Genomic DNA, 14,797 nt, shown 5'->3' on the forward strand with positions numbered 1-14,797 from the left:
GGGATCGTCCGACGGTTGCACCGGACGCACACACTTCCCAGGAGGGGACACATGACATACGAGGTGACCAAGACCGACGAGCAGTGGGCCCTGGAGCTCGAGCCGCAGGAGTTCGCGGTGCTGCGCCGCGCCGGGACCGAGCGCGCGTGGACCGGCGAGCTGCTCGACGAGAAGCGGGAGGGTGTCTACCGCTGTCGGGCGTGCCGCAACGAGCTGTTCCGCTCCGACACCAAGTTCGACTCCCACTGCGGCTGGCCCAGCTTCTTCTCGCCGCTGGCCGGGGACCGGGTGGAGCTGATCTCCGACCGCAGCCTCGGCATGGTCCGCACCGAGGTGCGCTGCGCGAGGTGCGGCTCGCACCTCGGGCACGTGTTCGACGACGCGCCGCAGACCCCGACGGGCGACCGTTTCTGCATGAACTCGGTGAGCCTGACCTTCGAGCCGGCGGACTCGCCCACGGCCTGAGTGCGGGTGGTCGGGCGGGGGTGCGTCAGCGCTCCCGCCCGACATCGAGGACGATTCCGTCACTCGTGCGGGGCGTCGGGCGGCGCGCCGGGACGGACACCCCGGACGGGTGACGTCCAGATGGTCGACACGTGTGAAGTCGAGGCCCGCGGGTGCCGATAATGCACACGTGGAAGATGTTCTGACTGTGCGGCGGTGGAGGCGCTACGGCGCCGACCGTCTCTATGTCACGCAGGAGAGCGGTGCCCGCGTCGGCTCGGTCGACCTCCAGTCCGGCGAGGTCGTCGTCGACGATCCCCAGCACGAGGCCGGGCTGCGCCGCGCCGCTCAGGCGTACCTCCGCGCCGACGTCGCCGAGCTCGCCATGACGCTCCCGACGCCCGGCGTCGGTGCCCTCGACCCCGTCGACGAGTCGGCGCTGCAGGCGTGGCTCGGCGGGGACGACTGGGACTCGATCAACCTCGCCGCGATCCGCGGCGAGCGTGGCAGCTCCGTGCGGACGCGGCTCGACCGCATGGGCGACGAGGGCTGGCAGGTCGTGCACGACGTCCCGCTCGGCCGGCAGGGCAGCATGGTCGAGCACCTGCTCATCGGCCCGGCCGGGATCTTCACGGTCGCCGAGCGACGGCACCCCGGTCAGCACATCGTCGTCGAGGGGCGCACGCTCGCCGTCGACGGTCGGTCCATGTCCTACCTGCGTGACGCACGGCTCGAGGCCACGCGGGTGCAGGGCGCCCTGCTCGCGGCAGCGTGCGCGGCGATCACGGTGCGCGGCGTCGTCGTCGTGCACGGCGATCTCGAGGTGCGCACGGTCCAGCCGCAGCACGACGCGTTCGCGATCGCCCGCCAGGACGTGCAGACGGTCTTCCGCGCGATGCCCGTCCGGCTCGACCCGGCCCGGATCATGGCGATCGCGCACGTCGCGCGCCAGCGGGCGACCTGGTCGCGCTGAGCGACTGGGTGTTGACACCCATTCCCCGCGGTGATCTGCTGAAACGCATCCATCTGCTCGGGTGGCGATGCGGCGATATTCGTAGGGGTCCCGTCAGGATGTGACCGTGGTCGACGAACAGTTCCGCCAGCTCGAGCGCGAGCTCGGCCTCCTCCTGCGCCGTGCGCAGGCCTCCTCCGCCTCGATCTCGCGGGACGTGCACCCGGACCTCGAACCTGCCGCGTACTCGCTCCTGGCGCTCATCGCGGCGTCGCCGGGCGTGCGGGCGAGCGACCTGGCCCTGACCATCGGGGTCGGGCGGGGCACGATGTCCCGCCAGCTCGCCCGGCTCGGCACCCTGGGGCTCGTGTCGCGGCGACCCGACCCCGACGACTACCGCGGCCAGCTCCTCGAGCTCACCGACGAGGGCCGGCACCGCTTCGAGACCGCCCAGCAGGCGCGACGCGCGTTCCTGCGGCACGCGCTGGCGGGCTGGAGCGAGACCGACATCGAGGGGTTGGCCACGCAGCTGGGCCGGCTCAACGAGGATCTCGCGGCGGCCCGCCGGGCGCACTGAGGGCGCCCGGCGTCCGGCGGCTCACATCCCGCTGAGCCGCACGAGCAGCACGAGGACGCCGAGCACGGTGCCGATGATCCCCAGCGTGAGGCCGGCAGCGGCCTGCCCGCTGCCGAGGGGCGGGTAGCCCTGGCGCTGGAACTCCTCGGCGCGCTTCCTGCCCCGGACCGACCAGACGATCGCCATGATCGAGAACACCAGGAACGGGTTGATGAGCAGGCTGACGGCGCCGAAGAGCACGGCGTTGTACGACAGCTGGTTCCGGCCCCGGGCGAGGTCGAGGTCCGGACGGTCCTTGGAGTTGCGCTCCGCGCGGGGCAGCGCCTTGACGTCGGCCTTCGACATCGAGCCCACCACGATGCGGCCGCCTGTCGCCGGTGCTGCGCCCCACGTCGAGACGGCCGGTGCGTACGGCATGGTCGCGGGCGCTGCGGAGCCGTAGACCGGAGCCTGGGCCGGAGCAGCCGCGTAGACCGGGGCGAACTGTTCGGCGGGCGGCGACGACACGTGCTCGGTCCAGCCCGTCCCGTCGAACCAGCGCTGGCGTCCGGCGCTCGCGGTCGGGTCAGGGTCCGGGTACCAGCCCGGGGTGGTCGACGACATGGGGGAGCCCTTTCCGGCAGATGAGTTGCCCTGGTCATCGGCATCGGTCGCCGGACAGTTGAGACGACGGCGCCCCGCAACCCGGAGGGTGCGGGGCGCCGTCGCGAGGCGTCAGTCGCGGGCGGAGACCCGCTCCTGCGCCGTGAGGGCGTCCAGCTCGGCGTCGGTCGGGTCGACGGAGGCCTCCGACGTGGCCGGCGCGAGCGCCTGACCCTCCTGCTCGAGGAGCTGCTCGATGCCCGAGCGCGTGCCCAGCGGCACCTCCTTGAGGAACAGGACCGCGATCAGGGAGATGAGCGCGACCGGTGCGGCGACGAGGAACAGGTCCGCGATGGCGTTGCCGAACGACTGCTCGACGACGATCCGCACGTTCTCGGGCAGCGTGGACAGGTCCGGGATCGCCCCGTCGGAGCCCATGGCGGACGGGTCGATGCCGATCGCCACCAGGCCGCGGACCATGAGGTCGGTGACGCGGTGGGAGAGCACGACGCCCAGGGCGGACACGCCGAGCGCGCCACCGAGCGTCCGGAAGAACGCCACGGTCGACGTCCCCGAGCCGATCTCGCGGACGTCCAGGGTGTTCTGCACGGCGAGCACGAGGTTCTGCATGAGCATGCCGACGCCCGCGCCGATGATGACGAGGTAGAGGCCGACCAGCGTGAACGACGTGTCGAAGTGGATGGTCCCCATGAGCGCGAGGCCCGTGGTGAGCAGGACGGCGCCGGCGATCATGAAGTTCTTGTACTTGCCGGTGCGGCTGATGATCTGCCCGGAGATGGTCGACGAGACGAGCAGGCCGACGATCATCGGGATGGTCAGCAGACCGGACTGGGTGGGCGTCTTGCCGCGCGCCAGCTGCATGTACTGGCTGAGGAACACCGAGGTGCCGAACAGGGCGACACCGACGGCGATGCTGGCGACGACGGCCAGGACGAGGGTGCGGTTCCTGAACAGGTGCAGCGGGATGATCGGCTCGCTCGCGCGGGACTCCACCCAGATCGCGGCTGCGAGGGTCAGCAGGGAGCCGCCGACCATCGCGGCGGTCTGCCACGAGGCCCAGTCGAACGAGGTGCCCGCGAAGGTGATCCACAGCAGCAGGGTCGCGATGCTGACGGACAGGAGCGTCGCGCCGGCGTAGTCGATCTTGACCTTGCGGGCCGTGCGGGCGGGCAGGTGCAGCGTGCGCTGGAGCACGATGATCGCGGCCACCGCGAACGGCAGGCCGAGGAAGAAGTTCCAGCGCCAGCCCGCGCTGTCCGTGATGACACCGCCGAGCAGCGGCCCGCCGACCATGCCGATGCCCATCACGGCGCCCATGAGGCCCATGTACCTGCCGCGTTCGCGCGGGCTGATGATGTCGGCGATCAGGACCGTGCCCAGCGCGGTGAGGCCACCGGCGCCGATGCCCTGCAGGGCACGCATGCCGATGAGCATCCCCGTGCCGTGGGACAGCCCGGCGAGGGCCGAGGAGACCACGGAGATGCCGAGCGCGAGCTGGATGAGCAGCTTGCGGTCGACGAGGTCGGCCAGCTTGCCCCAGATCGGCGTCGAGATGGTCGTGGTGAGCAGGGTCGCGGTGACCACCCAGGTGAAGGCCGACTGGGTGCCGTCGAGGTCGGAGATGATCCTCGGCAGCGACGACGAGACGACGCTCGTCGCGAGGATCGAGACGAACATCCCGAGCAGGATGCCCGAGAGCGCTTCGAGGACCTCGCGGTGACTCATCTTCGGGGTGTGCTCAGCGGTGCTGGTGGGTGCTGGCGTGGTGGTGCTGGACATGGTCTCGCTCTCGTGGTGCTGGGAGGTCGTGCGTCAGGTGGGGTCAGGCGTGCGCGGGTGCCGGCGCGCGGTCGGCGTCGGCCGGGGCGGCCAGTCGCGTGATCGTCGTCGTCAGGCGGTCGAGCGTCGTGGTGGCGGTCGCGAGGTCCTCGGAGGACCAGTCGGCGAAGACCTCGCCGGCGCGGTGGTCGAGGACCGTCCCGATCTCGAGCGCCAGCGAGCGGCCGGCGGGGGAGAGGCGGAGGGTGCGGACGCGTCGGTCGCCGTCGTCGACCGCGCGCTCGACCAGGCCGTCGTCGACGAGCTGGCTGACCTGGCGGCTGGCGACCGAGATGTCGACGCGCAGGATGTGGGCGATGTCGCTCACCTGGAGGGACCCGCGACGCTCCAGGATCCGGACGATCGCGAACGTCCCCTTCGAGCAGCCGACCTCGCGGGCGACGCCGAGGGACGACTCGCGCAGGGCGCGGCTGAAGGCCTCGACGGACCGCAGCAGCTGCTGCGGCGGGGCCTCGGGCTGGACGGACGGCATGGCACTCCTTTTGTTGCTCGACGCAACCATAGAACTAATGCTTGCTTCAAGCAACTGAGGTCCGGAAGTATTCCCGCACACAGCGACGCGGCCGGACCCGTGGAGTGGTCCGGCCGCGTGCGGTGGCAGATCTCAGGCCGTCGGGGCCCCCCGGCGGGTGCGTTCCACCTTGACGCCCTCCATGTCCTCCAGCTCGATGCCCTTGGTCTCAGGCACCTTCCAGAGCGTGAAGAAGAAGGACAGCGTCGCGAAGATCGCGTACATCAGGTAGGGGATCGACGCCCCGAACGTGTCCAGCAGCGGCGGGAACGTCACCGTGATGAGGAAGTTGGCGATCCACTGAGCCGCCGCCGCCACGCCGAGCGCAGCCGCACGGATGCGGTTGGGGAACATCTCGCCCAGCAGGACCCAGACGAGCGGGCCCCAGGTCGCCCCGAAGAACACGACGAAGAGGTTGGCGGAGACCAGGGCGATAACCGCCCACGAGCCGTCGAGGGTCACGTCCTTGCCCGTGCCCGTCGACTGCGTGAAGGCGAGCGCCATGAGCCCCAGCGTCACCGCCATGCCGAAGGAACCGGTGAGCAGGAGCGGCCGGCGACCGATCTTGTCGATGAGCGCGATCGCGATGAACGTCACGAGCACGTTGGTGACCGACGTGATCGTGGAGATCATGAACGACTGGCTCTCCTCGAACCCGACGGCCTGCCACAGCGTGTTCGAGTAGTAGAAGATCACGTTGATGCCGACGAACTGCTGGAACACCGACAGCAGGATGCCGATCCACACCACCGGCAGCAGCCCGAACCGCGGACCCTTCAGGCTGGCCTGGGACGCGAGCTTCTTGTCCGTGGCGATCGTGTGCTCGATCTGGACGACGTGCGCCTCGACGTCGTCGTTCTCCGGCAGCGTCGTGGCCAGCACCTTCTTGGCCTCCTCGCGCTTGCCCGTCGCGATGAGGTAGCGGGGCGACTCCGGGATCTGGAGCGCGAGGATGCCGTACACCGCGGCCGGGATCACCGCGACGATGAACATCCAGCGCCACGCCTCGAGCCCGAACCACAGCTCCTCGGACGCGCCGCCCGCCGCCGTCGCCAGCAGCTGGTCGGACAGCAGGGCCGCGAAGATACCGAGCGTGATGGCCAGCTGCTGGAGCGACCCCAGGCGGCCACGCATGGCCGCCGGGGCGATCTCGGCGATGTACGCCGGTGCGATCACCGACGCGATGCCGATGCCGATGCCGGCCATGATGCGCCACAGCACCAGGTCCCAGACGCCGGTCGCGAGGCCGGACAGGATCGAGGAGACGAAGAACAGGACCGCCCCGAGGAACATCACGCGGGTGCGGCCCCAGCGGTCCGCGAGCTTGCCGCCGAGCCAGGCGCCGAAGGCGCAGCCCAGCAGGGCGATGGCGACGACGAGCCCGGTGACGGCGGGGTCGATCTCGAACTCGCCCTCGATCGCGTCGACGGCGCCGTTGATGACCGAGCTGTCGAAGCCGAAGAGGAAGCCACCGACCGCCGCGGCGACCGCGAGACCGATGGCCTTGTTCTTGTAGGGGTGCGGGGGTACGGCCGAGCCGCCTGTCGCCCCCTGCGGCGACGCTGCCTGGGACATGATCTGCACCTCCGTCGGACCCCGAGCCGCTCCCGGGGAGATCACCCCCACCTTGGCCCCCACCGGGTGGGCGCGCACCTCGGGCGGGTGTGGCTGTTGGCCGAGGCGGTGCGGGGGAGGCAAGATCGTCCGATGGACGGCACCGGTGGAGCGAAGCGCCCTCGTCGCCCCGCCATGCTCGATCCCGCACAGGCGGAGGAGCTGCCCGGCGGCTACGACCCGGCGCTGCGCAACGAGGCGGCGCACACCACCGCGGCTGCGCTCGTGCACCAGGGCCGGGCCAACACCGACCCCGACGTCGTCGCCCGCCTGGTGTCCCTGGTCGAGCGGGAGGGCCTCGACGTCGTCGCCGCCCTGTGGTCCGACAGTCAGGCGGACAGCCTGCCGGGAGCCCTCTGGCGGCTGTACGTGCTGCGCGAGTGGGTCCGGCGGGACCCCGCGACGGTCGCCGACCGGTACCGCCTCGGCGTCGCCGCCGCCCCCGTGCACGACGTCGTCGCCGGCGTGGCCGACGCCCCCGGCCCGGCGGACGTCCTGAAAGTGGCCGACGAGGTGCTGTCCGGCGTCTACACGGGTGACCTCGACGTCGCCCTCGAGCGGGCGGCGGCGTTCAGCCGGGTGCTCGCGACCGGCGCGGCGTTCGACGCCGACCACCTGGACGACGTCGACCCGCCCGCCGCCCAGCGGCTGACCCGCGGGGCCGCGTCCCTCGTGCGCACCGCGGAGGAGCTCGAGCACGCCGCCTCGCTCTGGCGGGCCGACCGGCTGGAGTGACGTCGCCCACGTACGGTCGGGTGAACGCGCAGGTCCGGGCCGGACGGGCGCGACGACGGACATCGATCACCCGGTCGCGACGGGTGGGCGGGCGTACGATGAGCGGCGACGTCGGGCCGCGGTAGCCCCGGGCTCCATCTCAAGCCGCTTCGAGCGGCCTCGCGCCGAGAGGCGCTCCGCGGTCCGGCGTCGCCTCGCAGGAGCGTGCCCCCACGGACGTCGCCGGGCTGTCACCATGTGTCCATGCGCGCGTCGCCGTGCGTTAGGCATCCGAGCCACCGTGTCCTAGCCTGATCCCGCCCTTCTCCCCTGGCACCTCCCTCCCTCCACCCTGTCCCCCGGAGCCCGCCGTGCGCCTGCGCCTCACCCCGCGCGACACCACGTTCTTCGACCTCTTCGCCGCTCAGGCGATCCACCTCGTCACGGGCGCCAACTTGCTGGGCGAGATGCTCGGGGCCGACCGCTCCACCCGCAAGGAGATCGGCAAGCGCATCGCCGACGCCGAGCACGAGGCGGACGACGCGACGCACTCGATCATGCGCCGGCTCAACCAGACGTTCGTCACCCCGTTCGACCGGGACGACATCTACACGCTGGCCTCGAGCCTCGACGACTGCATGGACTTCATGGAGGAGGCCGCGGACCTCATCGTCCTGTACAAGGTCGACGCCCTGCCCGCGCGCGTCTCCGACCAGGTCCAGGTGCTCCAGCGGGCCGCCGAGCTGACCGCCGAGGCCATGCCCCGGCTGCGCTCGATGGACTCGCTGTCCGAGTACTGGGTCGAGGTCAACCGCCTCGAGAACCAGGCCGACAAGATCCACCGCAAGCTCCTGGCCCAGCTGTTCGACGAGGTCACCGACCCGATCCAGCTGATGAAGGTCAAGGAGATCGTCGAGAAGCTCGAGGACGCCGCCGACGCGTTCGAGAAGGTGGCGAACACCGTCGAGACCATCGCGCTCAAGGAGTCCTGAGCTCGGTGGAACTCGCGCTCGTCATCATCGTCGTCGCGTTCGCGCTCGGGTTCGACTACACCAACGGGTTCCACGACGCGGCCAACGCGATCGCCACCTCGGTGTCGACCCGCGCGCTGACGCCCCGCGCCGCGCTCATCATGGCGGCCGTCTTCAACCTCGTCGGCGCCCTGCTGGGCACCCAGGTGGCCACGACCATCGCCGAGGACATCATCAACGTCGGCGGAGTCTCCTCCCAGGAGGCGCTGATCATCGTCCTGTCCGGGCTGATCGGCGCGATCTCGTGGAACCTCATCACCTGGTGGCTGGGTCTGCCTTCGTCGTCGACGCACGCCCTCATCGGCGGTCTGACGGGCGCCGGCATCGCCGCGAACGTCACCGTCTACTGGGGAGCGATCCTGGACAAGGTCGTCATCCCGATGATCTTCTCCCCACTCGTCGGCTTCTCGCTGGCGTTCGCGCTGATGGTCGGCGTGCTCTGGCTCGTGCGGAACTCCGCGCCGGCTCGCACGATGCGCCGCTTCCGGCTGGCGCAGACGGCGTCCGCCGCCGCGATGGCCCTGGGGCACGGCCTGCAGGACGCGCAGAAGACCATGGGCGTGATCATGCTGGCCCTGATCGCCGGCGGCTTCTACAACCAGGGCGACGCCATCCCGCTGTGGGTCAAGCTGTCCGCAGCCACGGCGATCTCGCTCGGCACCTACTCGGGCGGGTGGCGCATCATGCGCACCCTCGGCCGCAAGATCATCGAGCTCGACCCCGCGCGCGGCTTCGTCGCCGAGTCGGTCGCCGCGTCCGTCCTGTACGCCAGCGCCTACTGGCTGCACGCGCCCATCTCGACCACGCACACGATCACCTCGGCGATCATGGGCGTCGGCGCCACGAAGCGCCTGTCCGCCGTCCGCTGGGGTGTCGCCAAGAACATCGGCACCGCGTGGGTGCTGACCATCCCGATGGCGGCCCTGGTCGCCGCCTGCGTCTACTGGATCCTCAACCCGATCCTGACCTGAGCGCTCCTGGCCGCTCTCGGTCTAGTGCTCGCCCGGGCGGTGCGTCTCCGTGGCGACCACGCGCGGGCCCTTGGGGGTCTGCGCGACGTGCGCGACGAGCACCTGCGCCGGGTGGAGGAACGGGTCGGCGGCCGGCAGGGCGTCGGCCACGCTGCGGCGGGCGTGCTGCGCCAGCACGTCGACCACCGTCGGGAGCACCGGCCGGTGCGTGCACAGCACGGCGTCCCCCGTCTGCTCCAGGAGCTGCAGGACCTCCGCGGCCACCCGGGCCGGCGACGTCGAGTGCTCCGCCTCGGTGAGGACAGGCAGGACCTCGGCAGCCACCTGCGCCGCCGCCGCGTACGGCGCGACCGTGCTCACGCAGCGCGCCCACGCGCTGGTGACCACCCGGGCGACGCCGAACGTCGACAGCACCGGCACCAGCGCACGGGCCTGCCGCTGGCCCTCCGGGGTCAGCGGCCGGTCGAGCTCCGTGCCCTTCCAGTCCGACCGCCGTCGGGCCGTCCCGTGCCGGGCGATGACCAGCGCGCGCGTGTCCAGACGGCCCTTCTCGTACGCCTCGACCAGCTCCGCCAGCGGAGCCCGGTCGTCGTCGCGGGTCAGCCGCTTGGCGGCCGTCACCACGTCGAACCAGCGCAGCTGGTCGATCTCCTTCGGCGACACCGGCGGGACGGGCGGGCGGGCTCGCAAGGCGGCGGCGTCCGGGCGGCCGGCCACCTGGGCGGCCCAGTAGTGGACGCGCTTGCGGCGGCCGTCGGACAGCGCGTACTCGAGCCCCGGCAGCGGGATCCCGAGGACCACGTCGTGCGCGGTCTCCTCGGCGACCTCACGGGTCGCCGCCGCGAGGATCGTCTCGCCGGGGTCCACCTTGCCCTTCGGCCACGACCAGTCGTCGTAGCGCGGGCGGTGCACGAGCGCGACCTGCAGCGTGCCCAGCCGGACGCGCCACACGAGGGCCCCGGCCGCCTCGACGACGACCGGTGCGGCCACTGGGCTCACCGGCCCGTGCCCGGCCGGCGTCGCTGCCGGTAGATCAGGGCGGCCTGCAGGTCCACGAGCGGTCCGTCCGGGCCGCGGTGGTGCCGCTGCCACGTCCCGTCCTGCTCGAGGTGCCACGAGGAGGTGCCGTCGTCGGTCGACTCGTCCATGAGCTCGATGAGCTCGCTGACCTGGTCCGGGTCGGCGATGCGGACCAGGGCCTCGACGCGGCGGTCCAGGTTGCGGTGCATGAGGTCCGCCGAGCCGATGTAGACCTCGGGGCCCTCGAAGGGGGCGTCGGCCTGCGCGGTCGAGTTGGCGAACGCGAAGATGCGGGAGTGCTCGAGGAAGCGGCCGAGGATCGAGCGCACCCGGATGGTCTCGGACAGGCCTGGGACCCCGGGCCGCAGCGCGCAGATGCCCCGCACGACCATGTCGATGGCGACGCCCGCCTGGGACGCCCGGTACAGCGCGTCGATCGTGGCCTCGTCGACCATCGAGTTGACCTTGATCTTGATCCACGCGGGCTGGCCCATCCGCGCGGCGTCGGCCTCCCGGTCGATCCGCTCGATGAGACCCGCCCGCACCGAGCGCGGCGCCACGAGCAGCCGGTGGAACCGGGACTTCGGGGCATAGCCCGACAGCTGGTTGAACAGGCGCGTCAGGTCCTGCCCGACCTCCGGGTCGCTGGTGAGCAGCCCGTGGTCGGTGTAGAGCCGGGCCGTCTTCGGGTTGTAGTTGCCCGTGCCGATGTGGCAGTAGCGGCGCAGCCCGTCGGACTCCTGGCGGACGACGAGGGAGAGCTTGCAGTGCGTCTTGAGGCCGACGATCCCGTAGACGACGTGCACGCCGGCCTGCTCGAGCTTGCGTGCCCAGGAGATGTTGTTCTGCTCGTCGAACCGCGCCTTGATCTCCACCAGCGCCAGCACCTGCTTGCCGGCCTCCGCGGCGTCGATGAGGGCGTCGACGATGGGGGAGTCGCCCGACGTCCGGTACAGGGTCTGCTTGATGGCCAGCACCTGCGGGTCCGCCGCGGCCTGCTGCAGGAACGTCTGCACGGAGGTCGAGAACGAGTCGTACGGGTGGTGGAGCAGGATGTCGCGCTCGCGGATCTTGGCGAACATGTCCGCGGGGGTCGCGCTCTCCACCTCGGCCAGCTGGCGGGGGGTGGTGGCCACGAACCGGGGGAACTGCAGCGCCGCCCGGTCCAGGTCGGCGATGAGGTTGAGTCCGGTCGCGTCCAGGGGCGCCGGCAGCTGGTACACCTCGTCCTCCGCGACGTCGAGCTCCCGGATGAGCAGGTTGCGGATGCGCGGGCTGATGCCGTCGGCGATCTCGAGGCGCACCGGCGGGCCGAAGCGGCGGCGCAGCAGCTCCTTCTCCATCGCCTTGAGGAGGTTCTCGGCGTCGTCCTCCTCGACCTCCACGTCCTCGTTGCGCGTCACCCGGAACGTGTGGTGCTCCTGGACGACCATGCCGGGGAACAGCTGCTCGAGGTGCTCCGAGATGACGTCCTCGACGGGCACGAACGACATCGGGCCCTTCTCGGGCGAGGCGGCCTGCATGTCCGGTGCGCTCGGCCGGCCGGACGCGTCGACCGCGATGAACCGGGGCAGCAGCGGCGGCACCTTGACGCGGGCGAAGTGCTCCTTGCCGGTCGCGGGGTTGGTCACCACGACGGCCAGGTTCAGCGAGAGCCCCGAGATGTACGGGAACGGGTGCGCCGGGTCCACCGCGAGCGGGGTCAGGACGGGGAAGATCTGCCGGCGGAAGAACTTGCGCAGCCGGTCCTGCTCGCTCTCGCCCAGCTCGTCCCAGCGGACCAGCGTGATGCCCTCGTGCGCCAGCGCCGGCTGCACCTGCTCGGCGAACACCGCCGCGTGGCGGGCCGTGAGCCTGTGCGCCTCCTCACTGATCGCCTCCAGGACCTGCCGCGGGGACAGCCCCGACGCGGCCGTGACCGCGATGCCCGTCGCGATGCGGCGCTTGAGGCCGGCCACCCGGACCATGAAGAACTCGTCGAGGTTGGAGGCGAAGATCGCCAGGAACCGCACCCGCTCCAGCAGCGGGATGTCCCCGTCCTCCGCCAGCTCCAGCACGCGCTGGTTGAAGGCGAGCCAGGAGAGCTCACGGTCGAGGAACCGCCCGTCGGGCAGGGGCTCGGCGGTGTCGACGTGCTCGTCGATCTCGCTCTGGGCCATGTGCTCGGCGATGGCCGCGGCCAGGGCCGGGTCGAGGGCGGTGGCGTCCGTCATGCGCCCATCGTGACACCCGCAGGTGAACTCGGGGTATCTGAACCGAACATCACGTCCACGGCCGACCGGACGAAGCCCGCGCGCTCGTACGTGTGCACCGCGACGGTGTTCTCCGCGCCCGTGTAGAGGATGGCGGCCCCGAGGCCGAGACTCGCCAGGTGGTCGAGGCCGAGCGCCGTCAGGGCTCGACCCAGGCCCAGTCCCTGCGCGTCCGGGTCCACCCCTACCACGTAGATCTCGCCGACCGGTTCCGCGCTCTGCCCGGGCGCTTGCGCGCCTGCGGGGTGCACCTTGGTCCACACCGAGCCCAGCAGGATCCCGTCGCGCTCCGCGAGCAGGAAGCCCGCCGGGTCGAACCACGGCTCCTGCTCCCGGGCGCGCAGGTCCGCCGACGTCATGCGCCCCTGCTCCGGGTGGTACGCGAACGCGCGGGAGTTCACGCGGCGCCACGCTTCCTCGTCGCGCCCCGGCTCGAACGCCCGCACCGTGACGCCCGTCGGCAGGCTGGGCGTGCTCGTCGGGCGCGCCGTGAGGTCGACGCGCATCTGGAGCAGCTCGCGCACGACGGCCATGTCCTGGTCCTCGGCGAACCGTCGGGCCGCCGGCAGGTCCCCGTGCGCCCACACCCGCAGCGTGCGCCCGGGGACGACCTCGGTCTCGGCGAGCGCGCGGGTCAGCAGCGCCCGGCCGACGCCGGCGCGCCGGTGCGCCGGGTCCACCACCAGCTCCGCCTTCGTGGACGTCTGCGTGCCCACGTCGAGCTGGGCGTAGCCGACGAGCTCGCCCCCGACCATTGCGCACAGGTGGATCACCGGTGCCTCCGCGGCGCTGAGCCACAGCAGCGGCTGCTCCGAGAGGGGAGGCACCCCGTCAGCGGCCGCCGCCCGGTCCGCGAGGGAGCGCACGGCGTCGGCGGAACCGGCAGGCAGCGGCCCGGCTGTCGCACTGAGGATGACCTGCGCGGACACGTCGTCGGGCATGGTCCCATCCCACCACGGGGAGGCCCGCGGCGGATGGCTCCGGTCGGGTGAGCGGGTACGTTGGCGGGCGATGGATGCCCCTGGGAACGCCTCGTTGCACGACGACCGCCCGCAGGACACCCGCCGGTCGAGGCGGGCGAGACGGTCGGCGGAGGAGACGAGCCCGGTCGACGTGACGGTGGCCGTCATCGGCGCGGGACAGGCCGGGTTGTCCGCGGCCTACCACCTGCGGCGCGCGGGCCTCGTCGCGGTCGGTGAGCGCGGGTGGGAACGGGCGGCGGCGACGTTCGTCGTGCTGGACGACAACCCGCAGGCCGGCGGCGCGTGGCAGCACCGGTGGCCCGGCCTGACCATGGCCGACGCGCACGGGGTGCACGAGCTGCCCGGGATGCCCCTGGTGGTGGCGGACCCCGCCGAGCCCGCGGCCTTCGCCGTCCCGTACTACTTCGCGCAGTACGAGGACGCGTTCGAGCTGCGCGTCCAGCGTCCCGTCCTCGTCGACCGCGTCGAGTCGGAGCCTTCCGGGCGGCTCCTGGTCCGCTCCCGCAGCGTCGGCCGCACCGGGGAGGCCGTCGTCTGGCGGGTCCGTGGTCTGATCAACGCCTCCGGCACGTGGAAGAAGCCCTTCTGGCCTGCCTACCCCGGTCGTGGCGGGTTCCGCGGGCGGCAGCTGCACTCGCACGACTTCCGGCTCCCCGAGGACCTCGCCGACGGGCACGTCGTGGTGGTCGGCGGCGGCACGTCGGCCGTCCAGCTGACCCTCCTGCTGGCGCGCGTCACCACGACGACCTGGGTCACCCGTCGGCCCCCGGCCTGGCGGGACGAGACGTTCACCCCCGAGGTCGGCCGCGACGCGGTCGCCCAGGTCGACGAGCGCACGCGCGCCGGCCTGCCGCCGCAGAGCATCGTCAGCGTGACCGGGCTGCCCCTGACGCCCGCCTCCCGCACGGGCATCGCCGCCGGGGTCCTGCGCGCGCGTCCGGTGTTCGACCGCATCACCCCGGACGGTGTCGAGTGGGACTCCCCCGAGAGCCCGGGCGACGGCTGGGTCGGCGGGCCCGCTCACGTCGAGGCGCGCACGATCCTGTGGTGCACCGGGTTCCGGGCGTCGCTCGACCACCTCGCACCCCTGGGCCTGCGCGCCCGCGGCGGGGGCATCGTCATGGACGGCACGCAGGTCGTCGCGGACCCCCGCATCCAGCTCGTCGGGTACGGACCGAGCGCGTCGACGGTGGGCGCCAACCGCGCGGGCCGCGAGGCGACCCGCAACCTCCGCAGCCTCTGGGAGGGGTAGCTCTCGCCGTCGAACCCGCCCTGGGTGCCGACAC

At 72.0% G+C, this 14,797-nt stretch carries 14 protein-coding genes; 7 read left to right on the forward strand and 7 right to left on the reverse strand.

The window, feature by feature from the left end:
* Nucleotides 1-51 precede the first annotated feature (51 nt).
* The 3 genes from msrB to ASD16_RS00620 all read left to right on the forward strand — a co-directional run bounded on the left by msrB (nucleotide 52) and on the right by ASD16_RS00620 (nucleotide 1,973).
* On the forward strand, nucleotides 52-465 hold the full coding sequence (gene msrB / locus ASD16_RS00610) for a peptide-methionine (R)-S-oxide reductase MsrB (protein ID WP_055911773.1): 414 nt from the start codon (nucleotides 52-54) through the stop codon (nucleotides 463-465).
* 169 nt (nucleotides 466-634) lie between these two features.
* A complete protein-coding gene (locus ASD16_RS00615; protein ID WP_055911776.1) occupies nucleotides 635-1,417 on the forward strand; it encodes a nuclease-related domain-containing protein in 783 nt (260 codons plus the stop codon).
* Between the two features lie 106 nt (nucleotides 1,418-1,523).
* Entirely contained in the window at nucleotides 1,524-1,973 is a 450-nt protein-coding gene (locus tag ASD16_RS00620) for a MarR family winged helix-turn-helix transcriptional regulator (RefSeq protein ID WP_055915506.1), read from the forward strand.
* A gap of 21 nt (nucleotides 1,974-1,994) precedes the next feature.
* On the opposite strand, the gene ASD16_RS22120 is transcribed toward ASD16_RS00620, so the two are convergent.
* From ASD16_RS22120 to ASD16_RS00640, 4 genes are all read right to left on the reverse strand, one after another.
* Entirely contained in the window at nucleotides 1,995-2,576 is a 582-nt protein-coding gene (locus tag ASD16_RS22120) for a DUF2510 domain-containing protein (protein ID WP_055911779.1), read from the reverse strand.
* Between the two features lie 111 nt (nucleotides 2,577-2,687).
* Complete coding sequence (locus ASD16_RS00630; protein ID WP_055911783.1) at nucleotides 2,688-4,355, reverse strand: MDR family MFS transporter; 1,668 nt, start codon at nucleotides 4,353-4,355, stop codon at nucleotides 2,688-2,690.
* 43 nt (nucleotides 4,356-4,398) lie between these two features.
* A complete protein-coding gene (locus ASD16_RS00635) occupies nucleotides 4,399-4,887 on the reverse strand; it encodes a MarR family winged helix-turn-helix transcriptional regulator (RefSeq protein ID WP_055911788.1) in 489 nt (162 codons plus the stop codon).
* A gap of 132 nt (nucleotides 4,888-5,019) precedes the next feature.
* Nucleotides 5,020-6,501 (reverse strand): sugar porter family MFS transporter, encoded by a 1,482-nt coding sequence (locus ASD16_RS00640; protein ID WP_055915507.1) that lies wholly within the window; start codon nucleotides 6,499-6,501, stop codon nucleotides 5,020-5,022.
* A gap of 174 nt (nucleotides 6,502-6,675) precedes the next feature.
* Between ASD16_RS00640 and ASD16_RS00645 the strand changes: the two genes are divergently transcribed.
* The 3 genes from ASD16_RS00645 to ASD16_RS00655 all read left to right on the forward strand — a co-directional run bounded on the left by ASD16_RS00645 (nucleotide 6,676) and on the right by ASD16_RS00655 (nucleotide 9,256).
* Entirely contained in the window at nucleotides 6,676-7,275 is a 600-nt protein-coding gene (locus ASD16_RS00645; RefSeq protein WP_055911792.1) for a hypothetical protein, read from the forward strand.
* Between the two features lie 350 nt (nucleotides 7,276-7,625).
* On the forward strand, nucleotides 7,626-8,246 hold the full coding sequence (locus ASD16_RS00650) for a DUF47 domain-containing protein (RefSeq protein WP_055911795.1): 621 nt from the start codon (nucleotides 7,626-7,628) through the stop codon (nucleotides 8,244-8,246).
* 5 nt (nucleotides 8,247-8,251) lie between these two features.
* Nucleotides 8,252-9,256, forward strand: a complete 1,005-nt coding sequence (locus tag ASD16_RS00655) for an inorganic phosphate transporter (protein WP_055911798.1) — start codon at nucleotides 8,252-8,254, stop codon at nucleotides 9,254-9,256.
* A 21-nt stretch (nucleotides 9,257-9,277) separates the two neighbouring features.
* Here ASD16_RS00655 and ASD16_RS00660 read toward each other — a convergent pair whose 3' ends face one another.
* Genes ASD16_RS00660 through mshD form a run of 3 tightly spaced genes read right to left on the reverse strand, consistent with a single transcriptional unit; the run spans nucleotide 9,278 to nucleotide 13,469 of the window.
* A complete protein-coding gene (locus tag ASD16_RS00660; RefSeq protein WP_055911801.1) occupies nucleotides 9,278-10,255 on the reverse strand; it encodes an NUDIX domain-containing protein in 978 nt (325 codons plus the stop codon).
* Nucleotides 10,252-12,489, reverse strand: a complete 2,238-nt coding sequence (locus tag ASD16_RS00665) for an RNA degradosome polyphosphate kinase (protein ID WP_055911804.1) — start codon at nucleotides 12,487-12,489, stop codon at nucleotides 10,252-10,254. The genes ASD16_RS00660 and ASD16_RS00665 overlap by 4 nt, the downstream gene beginning before the upstream one ends.
* The gene (gene mshD / locus ASD16_RS00670) at nucleotides 12,486-13,469 is read right to left on the reverse strand and encodes a mycothiol synthase (protein WP_055911807.1); all 984 of its coding nucleotides are present in this window, start codon (nucleotides 13,467-13,469) and stop codon (nucleotides 12,486-12,488) included. The genes ASD16_RS00665 and mshD overlap by 4 nt, the downstream gene beginning before the upstream one ends.
* Nucleotides 13,470-13,539: 70 nt before the next feature.
* Here mshD and ASD16_RS00675 point away from each other — a divergent pair, with 70 nt between their 5' ends.
* Nucleotides 13,540-14,763, forward strand: a complete 1,224-nt coding sequence (locus ASD16_RS00675) for an FAD-dependent oxidoreductase (protein WP_082570527.1) — start codon at nucleotides 13,540-13,542, stop codon at nucleotides 14,761-14,763.
* Nucleotides 14,764-14,797: the final 34 nt, after the last annotated feature.

The sequence above is a fragment of the Cellulomonas sp. Root485 genome (genome assembly GCF_001426705.1).
In the GTDB taxonomy this organism is placed as follows: Bacteria; Actinomycetota; Actinomycetes; order Actinomycetales; family Cellulomonadaceae; genus Cellulomonas.

Excerpts from the sequence above, each read along its gene's own strand:
- msrB (WP_055911773.1), top strand. The coding sequence starts at position 52 with ATGACATACGAGGTGACCAAGACCGACGAGCAGTGGGCCCTGGAGCTC.
- ASD16_RS22120 (WP_055911779.1), bottom strand. The coding sequence starts at position 2,576 with ATGTCGTCGACCACCCCGGGCTGGTACCCGGACCCTGACCCGACCGCG.
- ASD16_RS00630 (WP_055911783.1), bottom strand. The coding sequence starts at position 4,355 with ATGTCCAGCACCACCACGCCAGCACCCACCAGCACCGCTGAGCACACC.
- ASD16_RS00635 (WP_055911788.1), bottom strand. The coding sequence starts at position 4,887 with ATGCCGTCCGTCCAGCCCGAGGCCCCGCCGCAGCAGCTGCTGCGGTCC.
- ASD16_RS00640 (WP_055915507.1), bottom strand. The coding sequence starts at position 6,501 with ATGTCCCAGGCAGCGTCGCCGCAGGGGGCGACAGGCGGCTCGGCCGTA.
- ASD16_RS00645 (WP_055911792.1), top strand. The coding sequence starts at position 6,676 with ATGCTCGATCCCGCACAGGCGGAGGAGCTGCCCGGCGGCTACGACCCG.
- ASD16_RS00665 (WP_055911804.1), bottom strand. The coding sequence starts at position 12,489 with ATGACGGACGCCACCGCCCTCGACCCGGCCCTGGCCGCGGCCATCGCC.
- mshD (WP_055911807.1), bottom strand. The coding sequence starts at position 13,469 with ATGCCCGACGACGTGTCCGCGCAGGTCATCCTCAGTGCGACAGCCGGG.
- ASD16_RS00675 (WP_082570527.1), top strand. The coding sequence starts at position 13,540 with ATGGATGCCCCTGGGAACGCCTCGTTGCACGACGACCGCCCGCAGGAC.